Origin of the sequence: Streptomyces regalis (assembly GCF_001509475.1) — a bacterium.
Classification (GTDB): domain Bacteria; phylum Actinomycetota; class Actinomycetes; order Streptomycetales; family Streptomycetaceae; genus Streptomyces; species Streptomyces regalis.
Map to the genome: position 1 here is coordinate 114,241 of NZ_LLZG01000036.1, position 26,214 is coordinate 140,454.

Below are 26,214 nucleotides of genomic sequence, written 5' to 3' on the forward strand. Positions count from 1 at the left end.
GTCGGTCAGCTGCTGGTGATCATGGCGAGGACGTTGTCGTAGGAGCCGTTGGCCTGCGCGTCGCGGATGAACCTGGCGTCCTCGACGACAAGCTCCTTCGCGTCGGGCTTCTCGCGCAGCAGGTCGAGGGTCTGGGTGAGGAAGTCGTCCAACGGCATGGCGTGCTCGTTGTCCTCCTGGCCCAGCAGGGTCGTGCGCACGCCCGGCGGGGCGACCTCGATCACCTGGACGCCGGCGTCAGCACCGGCGAGCTGGATGCGCAGGCTCTCGGAGAAGGAGTGCAGCGCGGCCTTGGTCGCGCTGTAGGTCGGGGTGCTCGGGTACGGTACGAACGCCAGCGCGGAGGTGACGTTCATGACGACCGCGTCGTCCTTGCCCGCGAGCAGGGGCAGGAAGGCGTACGTCATCCGGATCGTGCCGAGCAGATTGGTCGCGACGTGATCCTCGGCGACCGGGAGTTCGGCCGGGTCGAGGAGGTTCTCCCGCAACATGATGCCCGCGTTGTTGACCAGGACGTTCAGCCCCGGGTAGCTCGCCGCCACGGTCTCACGGGCCCGGGCGATCGAGTCGGGGTCCGCGATGTCGAGGACGAGCCCGTCGATGCCCGGGTGCTCGGCCGTGATCCCGTCGAGGAGTTCCTTGCGCCGGCCGGCGACGACCACCTTGTTGCCGGCCTCGTGCAGACGCAGGGCCAGACCGAGGCCGATGCCCGAGGTTCCACCGGTGATCAGGATCGTGTTGCCGGTCATCTTCATGGGGGTCTCGCTCCTTCGGTACGGCGGGCCGGTGAGCGCCCGCAGCCTCGACCGTAGGGGCGCCCGCGCAGGGGCGGGAGAGGAAGGTTTATCCATGGATCGGCGGTCCCTGGCTGAGCCGTAGAAGGCGCCACAGCCGGTCAGCGCCTCCAGACCAGGCGCAGCGAGCCGCCGGTAGGAGACCCTGGTGGCCAGGGTCACGGTCTGTGCGGTAACGGCGGATCCGTCGTTGAACCGCAGCATCCGCGCGGACCCGCCCGGCTCCAGCGTCCGCGAGCTTCCGCAGCAGCGCTGCGCCCGCGTGCCCAGCCAGCGTCTTCCCATCGGCCGCCACCGACAGCCCATGCCCCCCGTACGCCTGACCACCAGAAAGGATTCCGCTGAATAGCCGGGTTGGCCAACCGCGGACAGTCCTGCGGTCTTCCCTCCAACCCGATGCTGGTGGTGGCGGCCCGGACGACGGTCGGCACCGTGGCTCCGGTTGTGGACCTCGCTGCACGGCATACGGGCATGAGCACCGTTTGGTCGCCGATGAGCGAGCGGTTGTAGGGCTGCTGGAAAGCAACGCGGGCTGCCGGGCCGCCTGCCCTGTACCCCGAGTCGGCGAGACGAAGAGGTGACGAGCGCGTCCGTCGACTGTGCAGCACCCAACCACGGTCGCTCCATCGGTCCGTACGCAAGGGGCCATGTGCGATCTCAGTCGCCTGGACCGGAAGGGTCCGGTCCCAGGCCATTGAGCGGCGCCGTGCCCGTCCCCACGGACGGCGCCTGTACCGGCGCGGTGACTATCCGCTCCTGAGCCGTGCCGGTACGTCAGGTGTCACCTCGGTGCAGGGTCGGCGCTCACCGATGGGAGGCGGCTGACTGCGGCCGGGCTGCCGTACGAGTGTCGGCGGTGGGCAGGCCGGGGGTGCGAGGCCCTTGGACGGAGACAGCCGGGCCTGCGGACGGTAGGGCCGCCTGCTGCGGCCGGCGCAGCAGGACGAAGCCCACCGCGGCTGCCAGCACGGTCAGGGCGGCCGCGACGACCAGGCAGAGCTGAAGACCGTCGACGAATGCCTGCGACAGGGCGCCGAGGACACGCGGGGTGTCCGCGCCCATGCGAAGCCCGCCGACCGCACTCAGTCCGCCGGCGTCCGCGGCCTCGGTGACGCGCCGGACCGTCGCCCCGTCCAGGCCCGCGGCGGTGAGATGTCCGGGCAGAGCGTCCACGGCCCGAGCGGACAGCAGCGCGCCCAGGACAGCGGGGCCGAGGGCGGCGCCGAGCTGGCGGAAGGCGTTGTTGGCGGCAGCGGCCATACCGGCCTGGTGGAACGGCAAGGCTCTGTGCCGTCCTTGTCCTGTGATGGCGCAATGTCGGCAGTGGGCGCTCGACTCGGGCCAGGAGGCCGGTCTGGGGTGGCCTGAGTGAGGACGAGCGTCGTGCGATGAAGCACTGTGCCGCCAGGGTGTCGGCCGGCAGAGGCTCCGAGCATGGACGATCGTCCTGCGGGTAGTGCCGGCCGTGGTTGCCGGAGCGGCGGCCGGCGTGGGGGCGAGCGATCCGGGCCGGTGCCGGATGGTGGCGCTGTGTCCCAAGGACATACCTCGCCCCGCGGCCGATGGGCGTGGGGGGTCCGCGGGGCGAGGGGTCCGTACAGGCTTCCTCAGCAGCTGTAGTTGATCAGGTCGAACGACGCGTAGTGGTCGGCCGTGTAGTAGTCCTCCCGGTTCTCCTCACCGGTGACGATGCGGCGAGCTCCGCGCGTAGACGAACCAGGCGTGATGACCGTGTACTCGTGGTAGTACCCGGACGACTGGCTGGGCAGGATGCCTTCCCGGTTCTGGAAGACGGTCCCGTCCTGCGAGTAGGGGTACGGCCCGCCCTGCGCGATCAGGTCGAGCGTGTTGTGCGCCTGCGAGGGCAGGGCGCCGTAGCAGATGCTGCCGACCGCGGCGGCGGCCGGCGTGGCGGTGACGGTGCCGCCGACGAGGAGGGCGGACAGGACGGCGGCTGCGGCGCCGATGCGAGTGATTCGTGGGGGGAATCTCATGCCCTCATGATGACGCGCGTAGACAGTGGCATGTCAATGTCAAGACTGGAGATTTTCCCGGCAAGTCCGATGAGTTTTCTGGAAGTTAACCTGGCGCGCGGTGGCCCCACGAAGCCTGCACACTCGGCGGCGCACGGCGCTGACAGCTCAGAGGGGTGCGCCGGGTTCCAGATGGACGCCGACCAACGGCGCGACCAGCGGGAAGTCCGGTCCACGCTCAACCGGACCTCCGGCTCTCGGCGGCGGCGAACAGCGCGAACGCCAGCACCAGCAGTGCGACGCTCGCGTAGATCTCGAAGCCGTCGAGGAAGTCGATCCGCTGTACGAGTCCCCAGTGCCAGTCGGTGAACTCGTGCACCAGGCCGGCGACGCCCTGCACCAGGGCGATGAATCCAATGATTTCCAGCAACTGCTTCATGCCATGACTCTCGCCCCGCGGACCCCCCACGCCAATCGGCCGCGGGGCGAGCCATGCCCGACGGAAGTAGACGTTCCGTACGGGCGACGCACGCCGAAAGTCTGCCGCCGTGCGACTTTGGTCGACGATCAGGCGTGCGATGAGGTGGCGCCGGCCGTCACTGCGTAGATTTGTCGGCCGTGAGTGGTGACAAGCCGGAGGCCGTGCCCCGGATGTTCGAGGGGCGGCGCTGGCTGCTGCCCTCGGCCATGCTGCGTGAACTCGATCCCGACGCGGAGCGCTCCGGACGGCCCCGGCGTACGGCTCGCGACTGGGTGGTCGACTTCTGCTGCTTCCTGGTCGCCGTCCTGGTGGGACTGACCGCCGCCGACGCGCTCGACGACCACCCCGACCTCCCGCACACCCTCGTCGTCGTCGACCAGTGGATCGGTGCGCTCTCGCTGGGCGCGGTCTGGCTGCGGCGCCGCTGGCCGCTCGGGCTGGCCGTGGCGATGACCCCGATCGCCATGGTCTCCGACACCTCGGGCGGCGTGGGCCTGATCGCCCTGTTCACCCTCGCCGTGCACCGTCCCTTCCGGTACGTGGCCTGGGTCGCAGGCGCCAACCTGGCGCTGCTCCCGCTCTATATCTGGCTGCGCCCCGAGCCCGGCATGCCCTTCCTCGCCGCACTCGCCTTCTCCATTGCTCTGCTCGGCGCGGTCGTCGGCTGGGGCATGTTCGTCCGGTCGAAACGGCAGCTCATGCTGAGCCTGCGCGACCGGGCCCGGCGCGCCGAGACGGAGGCACGGCTGCGTGCCGAGCAGGCCCAGCGGCTCGCCCGGGAGAGCATCGCCCGGGAGATGCACGACGTCCTCGCGCACCGGCTGACGCTGCTCAGCGTGCACGCGGGCGCGTGAGTTCCGGCCCGACGCGCCCCGTGAGGAGATCGCGCGGGCGGCGGGCGTCATCCGGGAGAGCGCCCACGAGGCGCTCCAGGACCTGCGGGAGATCATCGGTGTGCTGCGGGCCGGTGAACCCGACGACTCCGGCCGCCCGCAGCCGACCCTCGGGGCGCTGGAGGCGCTGGTCACCGAGTCTCGCGAGGCCGGCATGAAGGTCACCCTCGACCAGCGCGTCACCGACCCCGCCGCCGTGCCCGCCTCCGTCGGCCGCACCGCCTACCGCATCGCCCAGGAGGGCCTGACCAACGCCCGCAAGCACGCCCCCGGCACGGAGGTCACGGTCACGGTGACCGGCGCACCGGGTGAGGGCCTGTCGGTATCGGTACGCAACCCCGCGCCCGAGGGCGAGGTTCCCCATGTTCCCGGCTCCGGACAGGGCCTGATCGGGCTGACCGAACGGGCCACGCTGACGGGCGGCCGGCTGGAGCACGGGCCGAGCGCGGGCGGGGGGTTCGAGGTGCGGGCCTGGCTGCCGTGGGGATGAGGGGATGAGCGGGGGCGCCCGTCGCCACGCGCGCGTGAGGCGCTGCACACCTCACAGAGTGAGCCCGCGTGCCCGGGGAGGGCTCCTCGCCGTCCGGCACATCCACGTCGTACAACCGTGATTACGTAAGGCACATGACTGCGATCAGACTCCTCCTCGTCGACGACGACCCGTTGGTCAGGGCCGGCCTGTCCTTCATGCTGGGCGGCGCCGAGGACATCGAGATCGTCGGTGAGGCGGCCGACGGCGCCGAGGTCGAGTCGCTGGTCGACCGGACCCGGCCGCACGTGGTCCTGATGGACATCCGGATGCCGTCGGTCGACGGCCTCACCGCCACGGAGCGGCTGCGCGGCAGGAAGGACGCCCCGCAGGTCGTGCTGCTGACCACCTTCCACGCCGACGAACAGGTGCTGCGCGCCCTGCGGGCCGGCGCCGCCGGGTTCGTGCTCAAGGACACCCCGCCCGTCGAGATCGTCGACGCGGTGCGCCGGGTCGCGGCCGGTGACCCGGTCCTGTCGCCCACGGTGACCCGTCAGTTGATGGATCACGCGGCCGGCACCGCAGCCGACACGCGCCGCGCACGCGCGCGTGAGCGGCTCACCGCCCTCAACGACCGCGAACGCGAGGTCGCCGTCGCGGTGGGCCGGGGTCTGTCCAACGCCGAGATCGCCGCGGGCCTCTTCATGAGCGTCGCCACCGTCAAGACTCACGTCTCGCGCATCCTGGCCAAGCTCGACCTCAACAACCGTGTGCAGATCGCCCTGTTGGCGTACGACGCGGGGCTGTTGGAGGAAGCGGAGGACGACGGGCACTAGTCGGGGATCCCGAGCGTTGTCGGTGTGTCGGAGGGGAGCGACATGGCAGAAGTGATCGACCTGGGGGAGCTCGGGGGAGCGGGCTTTCGCGAGAACCCGCATCCGGTGTACGCGCGTTTGCGTGAGCGGGGCCCCGTGCACCGCGTCCGGCTGCCCGACTGGCAGTCCGAGGTCTGGCTGGTCGTCGGACACGAGGAGGCTCGCGCGGCGCTCGCCGACCAGCGGCTGTCCAAGGACGGCTCCAAGATCGGCCTGAAGTCGCTCGAAGAGGAGATGATCGGGAAGAACCTGCTGGCCACCGACCCGCCCCAGCACACCCGGCTGCGCGGGCTCATCTCGCGTGCCTTCACCATGCGCCGCGTGGAGGAGCTGCGGCCGAGGATCCAGCAGCTCACCGACGACCTCCTCGACGACATGCTGCCGCGGGGCCGCGCCGACCTCGTGGAGTCCCTGTCCCACCCGCTGCCGCTCATCGTCATCTGCGAACTGCTCGGCGTGCCCGAGATGGACCGCGGGGAGTTCCGCAAGATGTCGACGGAGGCGATAGCGCCCACCAGCCCGGGCAACGAGGTCGACGCCTTCACGGGCCTCGGCGCCTACTTCACCGACCTGATCGAGGACAAGAGGTCTGCCGGGCCCGGCGGTGACCTGCTGAGCGACCTGATCCGCACCACGGCCGAGGACGGCGACCGGCTCTCCCCGGACGAACTGCGGGGCATGGCCTTCATCCTGCTGATCGCCGGGCACGAGACGACGGTCAACCTCATCACCAGCGGCGTGCACGCCCTGCTCACCCACCCCGATCAACTCGCCGCCCTGCGCGCCGACATGACCCTCCTCGACGGCGCGGTGGAGGAGATGCTGCGCCACGAGGGCCCGGTGGAGACGGCGACGTACCGGTATGCCGCCGAGCCCCTGGAGATCGCCGGCATCACCGTCGGGAAGGGCGAACCGGTGATGGTCGGCCTCACGGCGGCCAACCGGGACGCGAGCCGCTATGCCGCTCCCGACACCTTCGACATCCGCCGTGACGCCCGGGGCCACGTCGCCTTCGGCCACGGCATCCACTTCTGCCTGGGCGCCCCCCTGGCCCGTCTGGAGGCCCGCACGGCGATACGGTCCCTGCTGGAGCGCGCTCCCGGTCTGGCGCCGGACGGTCCACCTGGGGAGTGGTTGCCGGGGATGCTGGTGCGGGGGGTGCGGAGTCTGCCGGTGCGCTGGTAGCGGACCGGGCGCCCGGGTTGCCGAGTCCGGTTCTCACAGAGCCGCAGCCGGAGCCCCGCCCGCGATCTCCGCGAGCGCGACCGGTCTTCTCTCGCTCCGCGACAGCTCGCACGCCTCCGCGATCCGCAACGCCTGCAAGGCCTCCCGCCCGTCGCAGGGATTGGCCCGCTCCCCGCGCACCACCTCCACGAACGCGTTCAGCTCCGCCTCGTACGCCGGTCCGAACCGCTCCAGGAACCCCGACCACGGCTTGTCCGCCGCGGGCGGCCCGGTCGGCTCGGTGGACGCGATCGGCGTACGGTCGTCCAGACCGACCACGATCTGGTCCAACTCCCCGGCCAGCTCCATGCGTACGTCGTACCCGGCGCCGTTCAGTCGCGTGGCCGTGGCCGTGGCGAGCGTGCCGCCGTCCAGCGTCAGCACCACCGCGGCCGTGTCGACGTCGCCCGCCTCGCGGAACATCGCGGGCCCGGCGTCCGACCCGGCCGCGTACACCTCGACGACCTCGCGCCCGGTCACCCAGCGCAGCACGTCGAAGTCATGGATCAGCGTGTCCCGGTACAGCCCGCCGGACAGCGGCAGCCACTCGACCGGCGGCGGCTTCTGGTCGCTGGTGAGTGCCCGCACGGTGTGCAACCGCCCGAGCCGCCCGGACCGCACCGCCTCACGTGCGCCCACGTACCCCGGGTCGAAGCGGCGCTGGAAACCCATCTGGAGAATGGTCCCGGCGCTCTCCACCTCCCCGATCGCGTGCAGCGTGCCCGGCAGATCGAGCGCTATGGGCTTCTCGCAGAACACCGGAAGTTCCGCCCGTGCTGCCCGACCGATCAGTTCGGCGTGGGCCGACGTCGCCGTGGTGATCACCACCGCGTCCACACCCCACCTGAAGATCTCGTCCACTCCGGGCGCCGCCGTCTCGCCCAGGCGCCGCGCCAGTTCCTGGGCCCGCCCGCCGTCCGCGTCCGTGAGGATCAGGGAGCCGACCTCGCGATGGCGGCTCAGCGTGTTGGCGTGAATCGTGCCGATGCGGCCCGTACCGATGACCCCGATGCGCATGGAAACAAAGTGGGGGTTCAGTGCGTACGCTGTCAATGAATATGTCAGGACAATCGAACTACACTACTTCCCGTCAACAACGCGTAGAGCTACGCTCGGCCCGTGCCGAAACCAGAAGTGGATCCGATCGTGGAACTCGAGCTCAGTGTGGACCGGAGCAGTCCGGTGCCCTTGTACTTCCAGCTTTCCCAGCAGCTCGAGGCCGCGATCGAGCACGGAGCGCTGACGCCCGGCAGTCTGCTGGGCAACGAGATCGAACTCGCCGCACGCCTCGGCCTGTCCCGGCCGACCGTCCGCCAGGCCATCCAGTCGCTGGTCGACAAGGGTCTGCTGGTGCGCCGTCGAGGCGTCGGTACGCAGGTCGTGCACAGCCAGGTCAAGCGCCCGCTGGAACTCAGCAGCCTCTATGACGACCTGGAGTCGGCCGGCCAGCGCCCGGCGACCAAGGTGCTCGTCAACACCGTCGTCCCGGCGTCCGCCGAGGTCGCGGCGGCGCTGGGAGTGGCCGAGGACAGCGACGTGCACCGGATCGAGCGGCTGCGCCTCGCGCACGGTGAGCCGATGGCGTATCTGTGCAACTTCCTGCCGCCCGCCCTGATCGACCTGGACACCGCGCAATTGGAGGCCACCGGCCTGTACCGCCTGATGCGTGCCGCGGGCATCACCCTGCACAGCGCCCGCCAGACGATCGGCGCCCGCGCGGCCGGCGCCGAGGAAGCCGAGCGCCTGGCTGAGGAGGAGGGCGCCCCGCTCCTTACGATGCAGCGCGTCACCTTCGACGACACAGGGCGAGCCGTCGAGTACGGCACCCACACGTATCGTCCGACGCGGTACTCCTTCGAGTTCCAGTTGCTGGTGCGGTCATGAGCGTCAGCTCGTACGCTCCGGGTCAGGTGAAATAGACCGCTTGGTACGTTGCAATGTCAGGACAATGCGCCGTCCCTGCGCTGCGACGCCCTGAAGGGGCGCGGGGCTGTGTCGATATGCGGCTCCGCCGCGTGGGCGCGATCCACCACAAACCGCCCGCACTCGGCAGATCACAGGAACCGCCCCATTGTTCCCCCGCCCGGCACACGTCCCGACGGTGAGGCAGAATCGGCCGTGATGAGCACCTACCGCGACCTCACAGCCGCCCCCATCGGCTCCCGCCGCGCGCCCGCGCTCCGCACGGTCGGCCCCCGGGAGCGCCGCTCACACCTGTCGGCGCCCCGCGTGCCGACCGTGGGCATCGACATCGGCGGCACCAAGGTGATGGCGGGCGTCGTGGACGCCGACGGCAACATCCTGGAGAAGCTCCGCACGGAGACCCCGGACAAGTCCAAGAGCCCGAAGGTCGTCGAGGACACGATCGTCGAGCTGGTCCTGGACCTGTCCGACCGCCACGATGTGCACGCCGTCGGCATCGGCGCGGCCGGCTGGGTCGACGCCGACCGCAACCGCGTCCTGTTCGCGCCGCACCTGTCCTGGCGCAACGAGCCGCTGCGCGACCGCATCGCGGGCCGCCTCGCCGTACCCGTCCTGGTCGACAACGACGCCAACACGGCCGCCTGGGCCGAGTGGCGCTTCGGCGCCGGCCGTGGCGAGGACCACCTCGTCATGATCACGCTGGGCACCGGCATCGGCGGCGCGATTTTGGAGGACGGGCAGGTCAAGCGCGGCAAGTACGGCGTCGCCGGTGAGTTCGGCCATATGCAGGTCGTGCCCGGCGGCCACCGCTGCCCGTGCGGCAACCGAGGCTGCTGGGAGCAGTACAGCTCCGGCAACGCACTGGTCAGGGAGGCGCGCGAGCTCGCCGCCGCCGACTCGCCGGTGGCGTACGGGATCATCGAGCACGTCAAGGGCAACATCGCCGACATCACAGGCCCGATGATCACCGAGCTGGCCCGCGAGGGCGACGCCATGTGCATCGAACTGCTGCAGGACATCGGCCAGTGGCTCGGCGTCGGCATCGCCAACCTCGCGGCCGCCCTGGACCCGTCCTGCTTCGTGATCGGCGGCGGCGTGTCGGCCGCCGACGACCTGCTGATCGGCCCCGCGCGGGACGCCTTCAAACGCCACCTCACCGGCCGCGGCTACCGGCCCGAGGCCCGTGTCACGCGGGCCCAGCTCGGCCCCGAGGCCGGCATGGTCGGCGCCGCGGACCTGGCCCGCCTGGTCGCCCGCCGCTTCCGGCGCGCCAACCGGCGCCGGGTCGAGCGCTATGAGCGCTACGCGCGGTTTGCGGAGGCACGCCGGTCGACGCAGGGGTCCGCGTGACCGTGACCGTACCTCGCCAGGCAGACTCCCCGGACGAGCCGCAGCAGCCGACCGAGGACCGCCGCCACAAGATCCGCCGCAGGGCGATCACCCTGCTCATCATCGTGCTGCTCATCGGCGTACCGGCCGGCTATCTGGTGATCTCCGCCAACCAGAGCCGCGACAGCGGCAAGGACAAGGAGGCGAAGTACTCGGCGACCGGCCTGACGGAGGGCTGGCCGTCGAGGGTCCAGCGCCGTATCTACAAGATCACGATCCCGGTTCCCTCGTACAAGGTCGCGTACTACGAGACGAACAACTGGAGGACCAGCCGCCTCTACGTCCAGTTCGAGACCACCGGCGTCGGCCTGGACGCCTACCTGAAGACCATGGGCCTCAGCCGGGACGACCTGAAGCCGGACGACATCACCATCAGCGCCCGCGACCAGAAGATCACCGGCTGGGAGTTCACCGGCCCGGGCCCGTGGTACGGCCTCCTCCACGAGCAGAAGAACCCGGCGCCCACCCACGACATCGTCGTGAACATGTCCGACCCGGACCAACCCTTCGTGTACGTCGTCTCGCGCACGGTCCCTTGATCACCCCGTGAGGTTTCCGGCCCGAGCCGGGCGCCGGGGCCGATTGTCAGACCCCGCCCGTAGAGTCGAAGACGGTTGATCCGACTCATGGGCGGGAGGTGGCAGGACGTATGAGCGACAGGGCCGCGCAGCGCGGCAGCACCGCGGTGGCCGAGCGCGCGGGGGAGGCCGTCCCTGTTCGGCTCGCTGCCCTCTTCCTGCCCGCGCCCCTCCCGCGCGAGGGGCGGATGGCCTTCTGGGACCCGGAGGGCGGCCCGCTGCCCGCCGAGGACACGGAGCTCACCGTCGTACGGCGTCATGGGGCCGGAGTCCGCCGCAGGACCACACCCGCGCTGTCCCTGCCGATCGCCGACGCGCTGCCGCTGCTCGTGCGCGCCCGGCGCGACCCGGCCGCCCATCCCGCCACCGCCTGTTGGGGCGCGGCCGCGCTGCACGCGCTCCGGCTCGCCGCCCGCGGCCGGCTGCTGCCCGGCCTGACCCCCACCGGCCACGACGCCTGGCGGGCCGGCCCCCTCGACCCGGACGACATCGCGCACCTGCGAGCGGTCGCCGCGGCCCTGCCGTACGAAGGTCATGCGGTCCCCCTGACCGGCCCGGGCCCGCTGCGGCTGCCCGAGCCGGAGGCGCTGATGCGCTCCTTCCTGGACGCGGTCGCGGACACCCTGCCCCGCACCCCCGCCGCACCGCACGCCTCGGGCAGGCCCTTCGCCGCGCGCGAGGCCCAGCGGCTGCCCGACGCCCACGACTGGGCGGCCGAGGTCGCCGCCGGCATGGACGCGGGCGTGCGGATCTCGCTGCGCCTGGACCTGTCGGCGTACGACCTTTTCGACCACGGGGGTGACGGCGTGCGCAGCGCGGGCGCGGCCGTCGTCCAGGTGCACAGCCTCGCCGACCCCACCCTGGTGGCCGACGCGGCCGCCCTGTGGTCGGGCGAGGCGGACGCGGCGTTCGGGCCACGCGCGCGGGTGGACGCGGCGCTGGCGGTGCGGCGCGCGGCCCGGGTGTGGGCCCCGCTCGACCGGCTGTCCGAGCAGGACGCGCCCGATGTGCTGGCCCTGTCCGACGAGGAGTTGGGCGACCTGCTGGGCGTGGCCGCGACCCGGCTCGCGGCGGCCGGGGTGGCGGTGCACTGGCCCCGGGACCTGGCGCAGGACCTGAGCGCCGCCGCGGTCGTACGGCCGGCGCCGGGTTCGGCGACCGACGGCACCGGCTTCTTCGAGAGCGAGGAACTACTCCAGTTCCGCTGGCAGTTGGCGATCGGCGGCGACCCGCTCACCGAGGGCGAGATGGACGCGCTCGCCGAGGCGCACCGACCGGTCGTCCGGCTGCGGGACCGCTGGGTGCTGGTCGACCCGGCCCTCGTCCGCAAGGCCCGCAAACGCGAACTGGGCCTGCTCGACCCGGTCGACGCCCTGTCCGTCGCCCTCACCGGCAGCGCGGAGGTCGACGGCGAAACGGTCGAGGCGGTACCGGCCGGCGCCCTGGCGGCCCTGCGCGACCGCCTGACGGCGGGCGTACGCCCGGCTGAACCGCCGCCCGGCCTCCAGGCCACCCTCCGCGACTACCAACTCCGGGGCCTGGCTTGGCTGGATCTCATGACCTCCCTGGGCCTCGGCGGCTGCCTCGCCGACGACATGGGGCTCGGCAAGACGATCACCGTCATCGCCCTGCACCTCAAGCGCGCCCGGACGGCCCCGACCCTGGTGGTCTGCCCCGCCTCGCTGCTCGGCAACTGGCAGCGGGAGATCACCCGTTTCGCGCCCTGCGTCCCCGTCCGCCGCTTCCACGGCCCGGATCGCACCCTGGAGGACATGGACGGCGGCTTCGTCCTCACCACGTACGGCACGATGCGGTCGACGGCACCGACACTGGCCCGGCACACCTGGGACATGGTCGTCGCCGACGAGGCACAGCACGTCAAGAACCCGTACTCGGCGACGGCGAAGGCCCTGCGCACGATCTCGACGCCCGCGCGCGTGGCGCTGACCGGCACACCGGTGGAGAACAACCTCTCCGAGCTCTGGGCCCTGCTCGACTGGACGACTCCGGGCCTGCTCGGCCCCCTGAAGTCCTTCCGCGCCCGGCACGCCCGCGCGGTGGAGAACGGCGAAGACGAGGAGGCAGTGGCCCGGCTGGCCCGTCTGGTCCGCCCCTTCCTGCTGCGCCGCAAGAAGTCCGACCCCGGCATCGTCCCGGAGCTGCCGCCCAAGACCGAGACGGACCACCCGGTCCCGCTCACCCGGGAACAGGCCGCGCTCTACGAGGCGGTGGTGCGCGAGTCGATGCTCGCCATCGAGACGGCGGAGGGCATTGCGCGCCGAGGCATGGTGCTGAAGCTCCTGACGTCGCTGAAGCAGATCTGCGACCATCCGGCGCTGTACCTGAAGGAGACCGAAGCGGCGGCGACCGAGCGGTCGGCCGTCCGCTCCGGCAAGCTGACCCTGCTGGACGAACTGCTGGACACCTTGCTGGCCGAGGACGGCTCGGCGCTGGTCTTCACGCAGTACGTGGGGATGGCCCGGCTGATCGCCTCCCACCTCGCCGCCCGGGCGGTCCCGGTGGACCTGCTCCACGGCGGCACGCCGATCCCGGAACGCGAACGCATGGTGGACCGCTTCCAGAGCGGCGCGACCCCGGTCCTGGTGCTGTCCCTGAAGGCGGCGGGCACCGGCCTGAACCTGACCCGCGCGGGCCATGTCGTCCACTTCGACCGCTGGTGGAACCCAGCCGTCGAGGAACAGGCCACCGACCGCGCCTATCGCATCGGCCAGACCCAGCCCGTCCAGGTCCACCGCCTCATCACCGAGGGCACCGTCGAGGACCGCATCGCGGAGATGCTCGAGTCCAAGCGGGCCCTGGCCGACGCGATCCTCGGCTCCGGCGAATCGGCCCTCACGGAACTGACGGACCGTGAGCTGTCCGACCTCGTGTCACTGCGGAGGGCGTCATGACGGGGCCGGTGGAGCGGGGGAGTGCGCCCGGTGGGGCGAGCCGTGACGCTGATTCGGGTGCCGTCGGCCGGCCGGATCCGGCGCGCCCGACCGAGGCGGACGTGGCCGCAGCCGAGTTCGACGCCGAGCTGGATGCGGACCGGGCACCGGTCCAGCGGGACGCGGACCGGGCAGCGGTTCAGGAGCAGCCGATGCGATCGTCCGAGGCCCGCCCGGCCGACGCGGCACGCCGGGCGCTGCGGGCCGCGCGGGAGCGACGCGAGGGGGCGCCGGGAGGTTCCTCCCCGGGCCGGGACCTGCCGCAGGTGGAGTCTGCCGACGAGGAGCCGGCTTCGGACAGCGGAGAGCGGGGTGAGCGCCCGAGGACCCGGCCGGGTGACGCCGCCCGGGCGGCACTGCGCCGTACCGGTGCCGGGACCGGCACGTCGGGTGCGGAAGCGGACCGACCCGGCACCGAAGCGGACCGACCCGGCACCGAAGCAGAGCCTGTCCCGCAGATGCCCGACCTCGCATCCGATCGGCGAGGGGCACGTCCCGCCGACGCTGCCCGTGAGGCGTTGCGGGCCGCCCTCGGCGAGAGGCGGCAGGCCCGGGCGGACGAAGAAGAGGGCGGGGACAAGGACCGCACGCGTCGCTCGCGACGTTCGGCGGCCCCGACCGATCCCCCGGTTCGAAAGGGCCCCGTCGGCGGGACTGCCGCTCTCCGTGCGCGTGAGGTAAGGGAGTTGCTCGCCGACGCCTTCCGGATGCCACCCATGGACGAGCCCCCTGCGGACGAACCGGCGACGCCCGATCCGGACACCGGGCGCCGAGGCAACCCGGCTCGCTCCACCCCCGACTCGCCCTCCACGTCGGCCCCGCAGCCCTCCGCCTCCCCGGCACCCACCGACTCCGGCTCAACACCGGGCCGGCCATCCGCAGCACCCTCGGCGCGCTCCGGATCCGGCATCTCGTCCGAGCCTGCTGCCCACCCCGCACCACCCTCGGTGCCTCCCGGCGACGACACCCTGCCCCTGCCCTCTGTTCCCGCCGCACCCCAGGTCCCCCGTTCCATGGCGGCCCCGGGCCGGGACGGCGAACTCCGCCGTACCTTCCCGGCGTTCGCGCCCCGCCCGGCGGAGGACATCCGCTTCGCCGAGACCTGGTGGGGCAATGCCTGGGTGGCCGCCCTGGAAGAGGGCGCCCTCGATCCCAAGCGGCTCGCCCGCGGACGTGGCTACGCGCAGGAGGGGCACGTCGATGCCATCACCGTGACGCCGGGGCTGGTCCTGGCGTATGTGCGGGGCAGCCGTCCGCGGCCGTACCGTGTGCAGGTGCGGTTGCGGACGCTCGGTGACGGCGACTGGGAGCGGTTCCTGGACGCCGCGGCCGACCGGCCGGGACACATCGCGGCGTTGCTCGACAAGGAGATGCCCCACTCCCTCGCCGAGTGCGGGGTGCCCCTGCTGCCGGGCCCAGGTGACCTCGACCCCCACTGCAGCTGCCCCGACCGCGGCCACCCCTGCAAGCACGCCGCCGCCCTCTGCTACCAGACCGCACGCCTGCTGGACGCCGACCCCTTCGTCCTGCTCCTGCTGCGCGGCCGCGGCGAACGCGAGCTGCTCGACGCCCTCTCACGCCTGAGCGCGGCCCGCGCGGCCCGTGCCGCACAGGAACGGGAGCCGGCGCCCCTGCCGGGCGTACGCGCCGCCGACGTCCTGGCTTCGGACCGCCAACTGCCTCCCCTCCCACCCCCGTTGCCTGCGCCCGCGCACCCCGAGCAGCCTCCCGTCTACCCCGCGGCGCCGGGCGGCCCGGACCCTTTCGCGCTGGACCAGTTGGCGACCGAGGCGGCCGCCCGCGCGCACGCCCTGCTCAGCACCGGCCGCGATCCGGTCGCCGAACTGACCCTGTGGCAGGACGCGGTACGACTCGCCGCCGCCCGCCCGGGCTCCGGCCTCACGGCCGCGACCCGTGCCCTGTACGCCTCCCTCGCCTCCGCGGCCGACCGCACCCCGGCAGAGCTGGCGCGCGCGGTCGCCGCCTGGCGCCAGGGCGGCCTGGAAGGCCTCGCCGTCCTCGAAGAGCCCTGGGACCCGCCGGCCGGCCGCTTCGACCGTGCCCGCCCCCTCCTCCTCGCCGCCGACCTCCCTGCCTTCCGCCCTTGGCGCAACCACCTCACCCACCCCCGCGGCCATGTCCAACTCCGCCTCGGCCGCGACGGCCTCTGGTACCCGTACGAATCGGAACCGGGCCACGACGACTGGTGGCCCCGCGGCACTCCCGACCTCGACCCGGTCGGCGCCCTGACGGGCCTGGGCGCTTCGCCGGAAGGCTGACACGGGCGAGGCGCCGTGACCGCCAACGACCGTGACGGAAGCGGAGGCTTGAGCCTCCCCACGCCCATTTCACTGCCGCGAAGTCGCCAGGCGACACAGCAACTGGCCGGAAACGAACGGTGGGAGAGGCCATGGCAACGGGGGGATGGGGTCCTGGACCCGGATCGGGGCCACCCGGCGGCCAAGGACCCGGCGGCCAAGGACCAGGCGGTCAGGGCTGGGGCGCTCCGTACGGGCCGACGCCGGGCGCCCCTTACGGCCCGCCCGCACCGAATGCGGACCCGTATCCGAATCAGAACCCCCACCCGAATCCGTACCCGTACCCGTACCCGAATCCGTACCCCTACGGCCCGCCTCCCGCGCCCCCCGTTCCTGCCCGGCGCCGCCGCAGCCGCCTGTGGTTCTTCTCCGCGCCCTACCTCGCCGCCGCCGTCATCCGCTCCGCGCACCGCGTCGCTACCCGGCTCTTCGTGCAGGAGGGCGACGGCCGGATCGAGGACCGCACCGTGGACCGCGTGCAGGTGGCCCGCACGGTGCTCGGCGCCGTCGCCACCCTCGCACTGCTTCTGGTGTACGGCGTGGAGAAGGACCGCTGGGAGGACGCGGCGACCAACGGCATCGGCAACGCGATCATCGCCCCCGTCCTGCTGATCTGCGCGGGACCGCTGGTCATGCTCGGCTTCATCCTCTACGTGCCCCCGCACCTGCGGCCCCAGCTGCGCTCCCGGCTCCGTGCCCCGCTGAAGGCGGTCGGCTGGTATCTGCTGACGGTGGTCGCGCTCGGCGGGATCATTTACGGAGCGAGCCTGGCCGCTCAGAACGACATGAGGGGCTGGCAAGGGGTGTTGGTGGGACTCGTGGCGCTGGTCGCGATCGTGTGGGGGCTGCCCTTCTTCTTCCTGGCGTCGCTGTACTCCGCGCGCAGCGCCTTCAACAGCGCCCACGTCCATCCGATGCTGCCGCCCGTGGTCACCGTGGCCCTGGTGTGGGTGCTCGCGGTCTTCAATCTGATCGACAGCGGTATGCCGCAGGGCCCGCCGGTCGTGCAGTTCTGCTCCCTGCTGGGCGGCCCGTTGTCGGTGACCGCCGTTTCGCTGTGGGAGATGCGGCGGATGCGGACCCGGTTCGGGGTCACCGTCTGCGGTACGGCCACCGCCCCGGGTCTTCGGTGAAGTCTTGGGTGAAGGTGGTGTGAGGGTTCGCCGCTGATGTTCGGGAGCCAGGTGTGGGGACTGGGGGCCCAGGGGTGGGGCCGTAAGAGGTGGCGGTTAGCGTGGAGCAGTGAGTGAGACGAAGACCCCTGCCCTCCAGTACCGCTTCGACGGCCCGGAAGACGCCCCGGTCCTCATCCTCGGCCCCTCGCTCGGTACGACATGGCACATGTGGGACCGGCAGGTCCCCGAGCTGACGCAACAGTGGCGCGTCTTCCGGTTCGATCTGCCGGGACACGGCGGCGCGCCCGCGTACCCGGCGGGCTCCGTCGCCGACCTCGCCGACCGGCTGCTCGCCACCCTCGACGGCCTCGGCGTGCAGCGCTTCGGCTACGCGGGCTGCGCGCTCGGCGGGGCGCTCGGCATCGAACTCGCCCTGCGCCACCCGGAGCGCGTCGCCTCGCTCGCCCTGATTGCCGCCTCGCCCCGCTTCGGCACGGCCGACGAGTTCCGGCAGCGGGGGGTGATCGTGCGCACGAACGGCCTCGACCCCATCGCCCGCACCTCGCCGGACCGCTGGTTCACCTCCGGCTTCGCCGCCGCCCAGCCCGCGATCACCGAGTGGGCCGTACAGATGGTGCGCACCACCGACCCCGGCTGTTACATCGCCGCCTGCGAGGCACTCGCCTCCTTCGACGTACGCCCCCAGCTCGGTGGCGTCACCGTGCCCACACTCGTCCTCGTCGGCTCGGACGACCAGGTCACCGGCCCCGCCGAGGCCCGCACCCTGGTCGCCGGCATACCGGACGCCCGCCTCGCCGTCGTCCCCGGCGCCTCCCACCTGGTGCCCGTGGAGCAGCCCGCCGCCGTCACCGACCTGCTGGTCCGGCACTTCTCCACCGCCTGGCAGCCCGCCTACGACTCCTCCACCGGCCAGATCGCCATCCTGGCCGCCCCCGTCAAGCCGGTCCTGGCTGCTGCGCCCCCGCAGCCCGCGCCGATCGCCGAAATAGCCCCGGCCGCCGTACAGCCGCAGACCACGGGACGGCCGGACCCGTACGACGCGGGCATCAAGGTCCGCCGCGAGGTCCTCGGGGACGCGCACGTGGACCGGGCGCTGGCGCAGGCGGACGAGTTCTCGGGGGACTTCCAGGAGTTCATCACCCGGTACGCGTGGGGCGAGATCTGGGACAGACCCGGTCTCGACCGGCGCTCCCGCAGCTGTGTCACCCTCACCGCCCTGGTCGCGGGCGGCCACATGGACGAACTCGCCTTCCACACCCGCGCCGCGCTGCGCAACGGCCTCACGCCGAACGAGATCAAGGAAGTGCTGCTGCAGGCGGCCGTCTACTGCGGCGTACCGGCGGCGAACAGCGCGTTCAAGGTGGCGCAGCAGGTGATAAGGGAGGAGACCACTCCCACGGAGTGATCGTCAGTGATCGCCGGCCAGGCGCCGCAAGCACCGCCCAGCGCCGCCCTTCGAGCGGGCCGCGGGGGCAGGATGGTGTCATGAAGCTCACGAAGAAGTCGCACGCCTGTGTCCGCCTCGAGAAGGGCGGGCGCACGCTCGTTCTCGACCCTGGAGGGTTCAGCGAGGAGGACGCCGCCGTCGGCGCGGATGCGATCCTCGTCACGCACGAGCACCCCGACCACTTCGACGAGGCGCACCTGCGGGCGGCGATGGAGGCCAACCCCGCAGCCGAGATCTGGACGCTCAAGTCCGTTGCGGAGCAGATCTCGGCGGCGTTCCCGGGCCGCGTGCACACCGTCGGCCGCGGCGACACCTTCACCGCGGCCGGCTTCGACGTCCAGGTCCACGGCGAACTGCACGCCGTCATCCACCCGGACATCCCACGCATCACGAACGTCGGCTATCTCATCGATGGCGGCAAGGTGTTCCACCCCGGCGACGCCCTCACCGTGCCGGACCACCCCGTCGAGACGCTGATGCTCCCGGTCATGGCGCCCTGGAGCAAGATCTCGGAGGTCATCGACTACGTCCGTGAGGTCAAGCCGCAGCGCGCCTACGACATCCACGACGCCCTGCTCACCGATCTGGCCCGCCCGATCTACGACCGCCAGATCGGCGGCCTCGGCGGCTCGGAGCACCTGCGCCTGACACCGGGGGACTCGGCGGAGGTGTGAGCGGCCCCACCCCGGGCGGAGCCGGGTTGTCAGTCCCGCCCGGTAGGTTGGCAGGCATGCGCATTGCGACCTGGAACGTGAACTCGATCACCGCCCGCCTGCCGAGGCTCCTGGCCTGGTTGGAGAGCAGCGGCACCGACGTGCTGTGCCTCCAGGAGGCCAAGGTCGCCGAGGAACAGTTCCCGTTCGACCCGCTGCGCGACCTCGGCTACGAGGCGGCGGTCAACGCCACCGGCCGGTGGAACGGCGTGGCGGTGCTCTCCCGCGTCGGCCTCAAGGAGGTCGTCAAGGGCGTGCCCGGCGATCCCGGCTACGACGGCGCCGCGGAGCCCCGCGCCATCTCCGCGACCTGCGGCCCGGTCCGAGTCTGGTCGGTGTACGTGCCGAACGGCCGTGAGGTGGATCACCCTCACTACGCCTACAAGCTCCAGTGGTTCGAGGCCCTCAAGGCGGCCGTCGCCGGCGACGCGGGCGGCAGCCGCCCGTTCGCGGTGATGGGCGACTACAACGTGGCGCCGACGGACGACGACGTCTACGACGTGGCCGCCTTCGAGGGCCTCACCCACGTCACCCCCGCCGAGCGCGCCGCCCTCGCGTCCCTGCGCGAGTCCGGCCTGTCCGACGTCGTCCCCCGCCCCCTCAAGTACGACCACCCGTACACGTACTGGGACTACCGCCAGCTCTGCTTCCCCAAGAACCGCGGCATGCGCATCGACCTGGTGTACGGCAACGAGCCGTTCGCCAAGGCGGTCACCGACTCCTACGTGGACCGCGAGGAGCGCAAGGGCAAGGGCGCGTCCGACCATGCGCCCGTGGTCGTGGACCTGGACGTCTAGGGCCTGTCCGGCGGATCAGGCCGGCTGCAAGAAATAGTGCAGACCGGCCGAGCCGAGCGGTGTCTGGTGCGTGCAGCTGCAAGGCGGAGGAGCCGTGTCGATCAGCCGCTACCGCGGCGGGCGACGCGATGGGGTCGGCAACCGACGACAACGCGGCTGGGGTCCCCCCTCTGGGGGAGCGCGTGCCAGGCGCCGCGACGCCGGCATGATCCGCCGGACAGGCCCTAGCGCCGTAGGGGGTCACCGGACCAGCCCCCGCAGGTCCACCGACTCGGCCAGCGCGGCGAGCCCCGCGTCCCCCGGATGCAGATGGTCCCCGCTGTCGTACGCGGGCAGCATCCGGGTCGGCCGCGCCGGGTCACGTACCACGGCGTCGAAGTCGAGCACGCCGTCGAACCCGGGGCCGGAGCGGATCCACTGGTTCACCTTGACCCGCTCAGCGTCGGCCGCCGCAGTGCACCGGACCTCGCCCTCACAAGGCAGGATCGTCGCCGCCAGCATCCGCAGCCCCCGCGCGTGCCCCCGGTCCGCGATCGCGCGCAGCCCGGCGATCACCTGTTCCGCGGTCGTGCCCCACCGCACATCGTTGACGCCCTCGAACACCACCACCGTGCGCGCCGACGTCTGGGCCAGGACATCCCGGTCGAACCGGTACAAGGCGCTCACTCCGGCCGTGTCCGTGGACACCCCGTCACCGGGATAGCGGTCCATGACCACACGGTTACCGGAAATCCCCTGGTTGAGCACCCCATAGTGCGGGACCACACCCTGGTTCAGCAGCCGTGTGGCCAGCACATTGGGCCACCGTCGGTTGGCGTCCATCGTGGACTTGTCGCCGTCGGTGATCGAGTCCCCCAGCAGCACCACGGACCCCGGCCCACCGCCCACGTCGACGCCCGTCAGCAGCGGCCAGCTGGTCAGGACAGTGCCGTACGACGCCGCGGAGCCGTCCGCCGTGTGGTCGCCCGGCCCGCTCACATACGACCGCTGCTGTGCGAGCCGGTGCACGGGTGCCGCCGGCACGGTCCGGGGCAGATGGAAGCTGACCAGCAGATTGGTGTCCGCGGGCACGTCGAAGCGGAGCGGATCGCTGTAGGCCTGCGCGCCCGCCGGGATCTCGACCCCCGCCGTACCCCGGAAAGACACCGGAACCGGCGTTCCCTGGGCCGCCGCGCCCGCCTCCTGCACCGCCACCGTGGCGCTTCCGATCCGCACCGGCTCCGCCGCGAAGGTGTTGTCGAACCGCAGCCGCACCCGTGGCCCGCCCACCGAGGTGTGCACCACCAGCCGCAGCGTCCGGTCGGCCCACGGCCCCACGGCTGGATAGCCGCCTGTCGCGGTCGCCCAACTGCCCGTCCAGCCCGGGGTCGCGGCCCGTACTGCCAGCGCGAACACATGCAGCCCGAGCGCGTGCGGCAGCCGTACCGAGGCGACCTCGCGCCCCACGGCCAACGGCACGGTCATGACGTACAACCGCGCCCGCTCGGCGAGTTGGCCGCCGGGCGTGTTGATGTGCGGCAGGGCCACGGCCTTGGTGGCGAGCGGGCCGGTGCGCCAGTCGGGGGCGGTCAGGCTGTAGCCGGACCGGGTGCCGTCGGCGTACACCACCGTCCCCGTTCCACCGACGTCGGTCCCGGCCGTGCCCGCCACCAGAAAGGCGAGCGCGTCACCGCGGCCGCGCACCCGCACGTCCTGTCCCCGGGCCCGCACGTTGTCCGGCTCGCCCGGCTGCCGCTTGGGCCAGGTCAGCCGGGCGCCCTGCACGGTGAGTGTGCGGCCGGGTGTCCAGCCCGCGGCCGCCAGGTCCTGTGCCGACAGGGAGGCGCCCGACCCGTCGAAGTCCGCCCCGGAGGGCCGGGCGTTGTAGCTGACCGCCGTGTTGTCGAAGAGCCGCTCCAGTGGGAGCGGCCCCGCTCTGCGCTCGCCGGCCGCCTGCGCGGAGACACTCGGCACCAGGGTGGCGAAGAGAGCGAGGACGACCGCGGAACTCCACACACGTCGGCGCAACTCCGACTCCTCCCGTTCGCGACCACTCAGGACCGCGTATGACTGCACATGACAAATTCAGGTGAGGTGCTCAGGTGAGGTGCTCAGGTGAGACGTTCAGGCGAGACGCGGGACGCACCGTGAAGTTAGAGAGGCGCCCGTGACCCGTCAACGAGCCATGCCTGAACTCGGCGTGAACTCGACCGGAATCGGTGGCCCGCGCGCCTGTGGTGCGTTCGGCAGTGCGAATGACACGCTGGGGGTATGAAGATCCCTTTTCTGGGCAACCGGCCCGAGAAGCGCGGGGCCCCCGACCCCGAGGGCATCGCCGAACTCCTCGCCGAGTGCGAACTCCTGCGCTCCCACGCGTCCCGGGCAGGAGTTCAACTCGACGACACCGCAGCCTCGTTGGAGGCGGTCGACCAGTTGGTGCCGCGCTGGCGGGACGACGAGGAGATCCTGCCCTGGCTCGGCAATGACGCCGGCCTGTATCTCGGCACCGTCATCGTGCGCACCGTGCCCGGAGCCGCCTGGAAGATCCGGCCGGACGGTCAGCCGGTGGTCCGGCTCGCGTCCGGCCGTGAGTTCGATGTCGTGGCCTCGGGGCAGGAGTGGGCCGCGAGCGGGGTGCCCGAGCTGTCGCAGCTGTACGCGGAAGTCGCGGAAGCGTGAGGCCCCGACCTGGAGTTCGACATAAATTCGGCGTAAATACGGCTTATGCTCGAAAAGTGCGTGTCGTGTATTAAGCCCCTCCTTACCCGGATAGTTTGCGATGACCGCTACACAGCTGACATGGACTGGGGCTGGGCATGGCTGTCGATCCGTTGATCGAGCTGCGTGACGTCAACAAGTACTTCGGGGACCTGCATGTGCTGCAGGACATCAACCTCACCGTCGGCAGGGGGGAGGTGGTCGTCGTCATCGGCCCGTCGGGTTCGGGGAAGTCGACGCTGTGCCGGGCCATCAACCGGCTGGAGACCATCCAGTCCGGCACGATCATCCTGGACGGGCAGCCGCTGCCCGAGGAGGGCAAGGCCCTCGCGCGGCTGCGCGCCGAAGTCGGCATGGTCTTCCAGTCCTTCAACCTCTTCGCCCATAAAACGGTCCTGCAGAACGTCTCGCTGGGCCAGGTCAAGGTCCGCGGGCGCAAGAAGGAAGATGCCGAGAAGCGCTCCCGCGAACTCCTCGACCGCGTCGGCGTGGCCGACCAGGCGGACAAGTACCCGGCGCAGCTGTCCGGCGGCCAGCAGCAGCGCGTCGCCATCGCCCGGGCCCTCGCCATGGGACCCAAGGTGATGCTGTTCGACGAGCCCACCTCGGCGCTCGACCCCGAGATGATCAACGAGGTGCTCGAGGTCATGCGCCAACTCGCCCGCGACGGTATGACGATGATGGTCGTCACCCATGAGATGGGCTTCGCCCGCTCGGCCGCCAACCGCGTCGTGTTCATGGCCGACGGCCGCATCGTCGAGGACCGCACCCCCGACGAGTTCTTCACCAACCCCAGCAGCGAGCGTGCCCGGGACTTCCTCTCGAAGATCCTCCACCACTGAGCGGGGAGTGCGACCCATGCCGGGAGGAACGGCGTTTCTCCATGCCGGAATCCTCGCCGTGTCCGACCTCGACTACGATGTTCCGTCCGTCCCCAAGGCCGTGGAGGTGGCCCCGGCCGCGACCAGGGACGCTGCTGCCGGGTGGGGATCCCCCCACGGCCCCTGGACCAGGGGCGGCAGGGGGCAGCAGTCACAGAGCCATACCCGCCCGGCGCCGGCCGGAGATCACTGCTCGCGCAGTGGAATCGACACGTACGACGGGTCGTTCGCCGGTGAGGAGAAGGTCAGCCGCGCGCCGGACGGGTTGTGCTCGATGTAGAGCGGGTCGACCGTGTCGACGACCAGGGCGAGCCGGTGCCCTGCCGGGACGTCGTATGCCGTGGCGTACAGCTCCAGGTCGACGCCGAACGGCTTTCCGGGCGTACGTCCGTGGAAGGTGTACGGCGCGTTGCTGACCAGCTTGCCGAGGCCGAGCGGGCCCACGTCGTACAGGTAGGCGACGAGGGTGCCGCTCTCCTTGGTCGGGGTGATCGTGGTGTGCAACTTCGCCGTGCCGCGCACGCGTTGGGCCGTGGCGTACTTCCCGGACTGCCAGACGCCCGCCCAGAGCCGGGGGATCAGCGGGATCGAGGTCATCGGGGGCAGTTGGGCCACCTGGTCGAGGATGCTGGACAGGAAGACGATCCCGCCGTCCGCGCCCGAGTTGACGTTCGTGTGGATGGTGGTCGTTCCGGCGAGGGCGATCTTCTTGTTCGTCGCGCCGACCGACTTCCAGTCCGGGTAGCCCTCGTAGCCGCCCGCGGAACGGGACTTGAGCTGGACGGGCAGCTCGCCGTTGATGCCGTTGTCCTCGCCCTTGAGGTAGTGGTCGAACCAGCGCTCGGTGTCCGTCCACACGTCGTTGGGCAGGCCGAACAGACCGGTCAGCTCGGGGGTGGCGTGGTCGCCGGGACGGAACTCCAGCCGCTTGGGGCCGGTCAGCTTCTCGTAGAAGTCCGCGTACTGGTTGGGCGGGAAGACCGTGTCGCCCCAGGCGTTGGCCATCATGACCGCGGCGCCGTTCTTGTTCAGTTGGTCCACGTATGTGGCGGCCGAACGTTTCTTCCCCCAGTTGATCATGTCCTGTTCCTTGGACAGGTTGGAGGCGTAGAAGTCGTTGAAGATCTGCCGGAGTTCGGCGCTCTGGCGGCCGGTGACCAGGCTTGCGCCGTCCAGCAGCGCGCCGGCCTGGACGTGCTGGGTGCGGCCGGAGTAGATCGAGCCGATGAGGTCGGCCCAGCCGCTGAGGGCGGCGACCGCCCTGACCCGTTTGTCGTGCGCGGCGGTCAGCAGGCTGATGCCGGCGCCGTACGAGACGCCCGCCATGCCGATGTGCCCCGCGTCGGCCGGGGTGTTGGCGAGCGCCCAGTCGATGACCCTGGACGCGTCGGCTATGTCGGGCGGGCCCGCCACTTCTATCTCGCCGCCCGACTGCCAGAAGCCGCGCACGTTGTAAGTCACCACGATGTAGTCCGAGTTGGCGAGCTTCTGGGCCTGTGCGACGTACTCGATCTGGGGCAGGCCCCAGCTCGTGGGCAGCACGAGCAGCGGGTAGCGGCGGCTGCCGTCGGCGCCGGCCGGCGTGATGACGTTCGCCTTGAGGGTGGTGCCGCCGTCGCCGGTGATGTCGACGAAGCGGACGCCGTTCGTGGCCGCTTGTGCGGCGGGGGCGGCACCGAGGGCGCTACCGGCGATCAGAGTCGCGGAAACGGCGCCCACGGCGGTCGTACGCAGGGCCTTGCGATGGTGTCCCACGGGTCACTCCTCACTCGTGTCAGTGCAAAGTGACCGAACGGTAACCGGGGCCCCTTACCGCAAGTAACCCGTCGGTAAGTTACGTGCCAGTAACGATTAGTGGAATGTGAGGAACCTCAGGAGGCACGGTGGGTATTGCGAGGAGCCGCCGGTGCCGGCAGCGGTGCCTGCGCCGCCCTGGTGACGTCCGCGACCAGCTCCACGACATCAGGGCCGTACGCCTGCGAGTTGACCACCTTCAGCAGCAGGACGAAGGAGCTGTTGCCGTACTTGCGGGTCAGTCGCTCGTGGTTGCGGGCGAGGTAGCGGGTGGCGGCCTGGTTGGTGATCGAGGTCTGGCCGCAGAAGAGGAAGACGGGGCGGGTGCCGTGGCTCTGGTCGACGGTGAGCCGGGCGAGCAGCGCGTACTCTTCCTTGCCGACCTCCACCCGGTAGCGCTCGGAGCCGACCTGCAGGGCACCCCGGTCCGGACCGGGTTCGGTGTCGACGTTCACCCGCACTCCTGGCAGCAGGGAGGCCAGGTGCGCCGTCATGCGGCGGTTCGACGCCGGGCCGCCGACGCAGAACTCGGTGCGCTCCCCGAAGCCCTGGCGTGCCGCGTCGTGCGGGACGATCTGGGCGTGGGCGTTGCAGTCCTTGATGAGGGCGGCGAGTTCGAGGAGCGCGAACACGTCGTAGCGCATCACCGTCAGCTCGGGTCCGCCGGCCCCGCGGTTGACCACCAGCAGGGACTCGGCGTTGTCGGGCAGCCCGAAGAAGGCCTGCTTGCGGCGGAGCTTCCGCTTCCACAGGTACGTACGGGCGATCCAGCCCAGCGCGGCACTGATGGCCGCCGCGACCACGCCCAGCACGATGTTGCGCACGTCGTCATTCATGGGCGCGCATGGTAGCGGGCGAACGCAAACCGTTGTTCGAGACGG

Annotated in this window: 21 protein-coding genes and 2 pseudogenes; 15 read left to right on the forward strand and 8 right to left on the reverse strand. The window is 71.5% G+C overall.

Features of this window, described 5'->3' with window-relative positions:
* Positions 1 to 5: 5 nt before the first annotated feature.
* Both ADL12_RS07875 and ADL12_RS52475 read right to left on the reverse strand, forming a co-directional pair.
* Entirely contained in the window at positions 6 to 755 is a 750-nt protein-coding gene (locus ADL12_RS07875) for an SDR family oxidoreductase (protein WP_062699973.1), read from the reverse strand.
* Positions 756 to 1,598: 843 nt separating this feature from the next.
* Positions 1,599 to 2,075: a hypothetical protein gene (locus ADL12_RS52475; RefSeq protein ID WP_167364383.1), complete on the reverse strand. Its 477-nt coding sequence runs from the start codon at positions 2,073 to 2,075 to the stop codon at positions 1,599 to 1,601.
* Here ADL12_RS52475 and ADL12_RS55475 point away from each other — a divergent pair.
* Positions 2,074 to 2,251, forward strand: a pseudogene (locus ADL12_RS55475) (WhiB family transcriptional regulator); the annotation flags it as partial. The gene ADL12_RS52475 and the pseudogene ADL12_RS55475 sit on opposite strands and share 2 nt — an antisense overlap.
* Before the next feature lie 150 nt (positions 2,252 to 2,401).
* Here ADL12_RS55475 and ADL12_RS07885 read toward each other — a convergent pair.
* On the reverse strand, positions 2,402 to 2,788 hold the full coding sequence (locus ADL12_RS07885) for a ribonuclease domain-containing protein (RefSeq protein ID WP_062699978.1): 387 nt from the start codon (positions 2,786 to 2,788) through the stop codon (positions 2,402 to 2,404).
* Positions 2,789 to 3,005: 217 nt separating this feature from the next.
* Positions 3,006 to 3,206, reverse strand: coding sequence for a hypothetical protein (locus ADL12_RS07890; protein WP_062699980.1), 201 nt, complete (start codon positions 3,204 to 3,206; stop codon positions 3,006 to 3,008).
* A gap of 212 nt (positions 3,207 to 3,418) precedes the next feature.
* Between ADL12_RS07890 and ADL12_RS07895 the strand changes: the two are divergent.
* From ADL12_RS07895 to ADL12_RS07905, 3 genes and pseudogenes are all read left to right on the forward strand, one after another.
* A pseudogene (locus tag ADL12_RS07895) lies at positions 3,419 to 4,631 on the forward strand (sensor histidine kinase).
* A 134-nt stretch (positions 4,632 to 4,765) separates the two neighbouring features.
* The gene (locus ADL12_RS07900; RefSeq protein WP_062699981.1) at positions 4,766 to 5,446 is read left to right on the forward strand and encodes a response regulator transcription factor; all 681 of its coding nucleotides are present in this window, start codon (positions 4,766 to 4,768) and stop codon (positions 5,444 to 5,446) included.
* Between the two features lie 42 nt (positions 5,447 to 5,488).
* Positions 5,489 to 6,670: a cytochrome P450 family protein gene (locus tag ADL12_RS07905; RefSeq protein WP_208614495.1), complete on the forward strand. Its 1,182-nt coding sequence runs from the start codon at positions 5,489 to 5,491 to the stop codon at positions 6,668 to 6,670.
* 33 nt (positions 6,671 to 6,703) lie between these two features.
* Here ADL12_RS07905 and ADL12_RS07910 read toward each other — a convergent pair whose 3' ends face one another.
* Positions 6,704 to 7,726 (reverse strand): Gfo/Idh/MocA family protein, encoded by a 1,023-nt coding sequence (locus ADL12_RS07910; protein ID WP_062699983.1) that lies wholly within the window; start codon positions 7,724 to 7,726, stop codon positions 6,704 to 6,706.
* 129 nt (positions 7,727 to 7,855) lie between these two features.
* Between ADL12_RS07910 and ADL12_RS07915 the strand changes: the two genes are divergently transcribed.
* The 9 genes from ADL12_RS07915 to ADL12_RS07955 all read left to right on the forward strand — a co-directional run bounded on the left by ADL12_RS07915 (position 7,856) and on the right by ADL12_RS07955 (position 19,961).
* Positions 7,856 to 8,593: a GntR family transcriptional regulator gene (locus ADL12_RS07915; protein WP_208614497.1), complete on the forward strand. Its 738-nt coding sequence runs from the start codon at positions 7,856 to 7,858 to the stop codon at positions 8,591 to 8,593.
* 237 nt (positions 8,594 to 8,830) lie between these two features.
* A complete protein-coding gene (locus ADL12_RS07920; protein ID WP_062699987.1) occupies positions 8,831 to 9,982 on the forward strand; it encodes an ROK family glucokinase in 1,152 nt (383 codons plus the stop codon).
* A complete protein-coding gene (locus ADL12_RS07925) occupies positions 9,979 to 10,560 on the forward strand; it encodes a hypothetical protein (protein WP_062699989.1) in 582 nt (193 codons plus the stop codon). The genes ADL12_RS07920 and ADL12_RS07925 overlap by 4 nt, the downstream gene beginning before the upstream one ends.
* Positions 10,561 to 10,670: 110 nt before the next feature.
* Complete coding sequence (locus tag ADL12_RS07930; RefSeq protein WP_062699990.1) at positions 10,671 to 13,511, forward strand: DEAD/DEAH box helicase; 2,841 nt, start codon at positions 10,671 to 10,673, stop codon at positions 13,509 to 13,511.
* A 191-nt stretch (positions 13,512 to 13,702) separates the two neighbouring features.
* Entirely contained in the window at positions 13,703 to 15,829 is a 2,127-nt protein-coding gene (locus ADL12_RS49895) for an SWIM zinc finger family protein (protein ID WP_079051914.1), read from the forward strand.
* 131 nt (positions 15,830 to 15,960) lie between these two features.
* Positions 15,961 to 17,001, forward strand: coding sequence for a hypothetical protein (locus ADL12_RS07940; RefSeq protein WP_062699994.1), 1,041 nt, complete (start codon positions 15,961 to 15,963; stop codon positions 16,999 to 17,001).
* 109 nt (positions 17,002 to 17,110) lie between these two features.
* On the forward strand, positions 17,111 to 18,409 hold the full coding sequence (gene pcaDC, locus ADL12_RS07945; protein ID WP_062699995.1) for a bifunctional 3-oxoadipate enol-lactonase/4-carboxymuconolactone decarboxylase PcaDC: 1,299 nt from the start codon (positions 17,111 to 17,113) through the stop codon (positions 18,407 to 18,409).
* Positions 18,410 to 18,489: 80 nt separating this feature from the next.
* Complete coding sequence (locus ADL12_RS07950; protein WP_062699997.1) at positions 18,490 to 19,125, forward strand: MBL fold metallo-hydrolase; 636 nt, start codon at positions 18,490 to 18,492, stop codon at positions 19,123 to 19,125.
* Between the two features lie 56 nt (positions 19,126 to 19,181).
* The gene (locus ADL12_RS07955) at positions 19,182 to 19,961 is read left to right on the forward strand and encodes an exodeoxyribonuclease III (protein ID WP_062699999.1); all 780 of its coding nucleotides are present in this window, start codon (positions 19,182 to 19,184) and stop codon (positions 19,959 to 19,961) included.
* A gap of 240 nt (positions 19,962 to 20,201) precedes the next feature.
* On the opposite strand, the gene ADL12_RS07960 is transcribed toward ADL12_RS07955, so the two are convergent.
* Positions 20,202 to 21,968, reverse strand: a complete 1,767-nt coding sequence (locus ADL12_RS07960) for an SGNH/GDSL hydrolase family protein (RefSeq protein WP_062700001.1) — start codon at positions 21,966 to 21,968, stop codon at positions 20,202 to 20,204.
* 243 nt (positions 21,969 to 22,211) lie between these two features.
* Here ADL12_RS07960 and ADL12_RS07965 point away from each other — a divergent pair, with 243 nt between their 5' ends.
* Positions 22,212 to 22,619, forward strand: coding sequence for a DUF6278 family protein (locus ADL12_RS07965; protein WP_062700003.1), 408 nt, complete (start codon positions 22,212 to 22,214; stop codon positions 22,617 to 22,619).
* Positions 22,620 to 22,756: 137 nt separating this feature from the next.
* Positions 22,757 to 23,500 carry an amino acid ABC transporter ATP-binding protein gene (locus tag ADL12_RS07970; RefSeq protein ID WP_062700005.1) on the forward strand — a complete coding sequence of 248 codons (744 nt, stop codon included), beginning with the start codon at positions 22,757 to 22,759 and terminating at the stop codon, positions 23,498 to 23,500.
* Between the two features lie 225 nt (positions 23,501 to 23,725).
* Here ADL12_RS07970 and ADL12_RS07975 read toward each other — a convergent pair whose 3' ends face one another.
* Together ADL12_RS07975 and ADL12_RS07980 are read right to left on the reverse strand one after the other, a co-directional pair.
* Positions 23,726 to 25,294, reverse strand: a complete 1,569-nt coding sequence (locus ADL12_RS07975; protein ID WP_062700006.1) for a CocE/NonD family hydrolase — start codon at positions 25,292 to 25,294, stop codon at positions 23,726 to 23,728.
* Between the two features lie 116 nt (positions 25,295 to 25,410).
* The gene (locus ADL12_RS07980; RefSeq protein ID WP_208614496.1) at positions 25,411 to 26,169 is read right to left on the reverse strand and encodes a hypothetical protein; all 759 of its coding nucleotides are present in this window, start codon (positions 26,167 to 26,169) and stop codon (positions 25,411 to 25,413) included.
* Between the last annotated feature and the right edge of the window lie 45 nt (positions 26,170 to 26,214).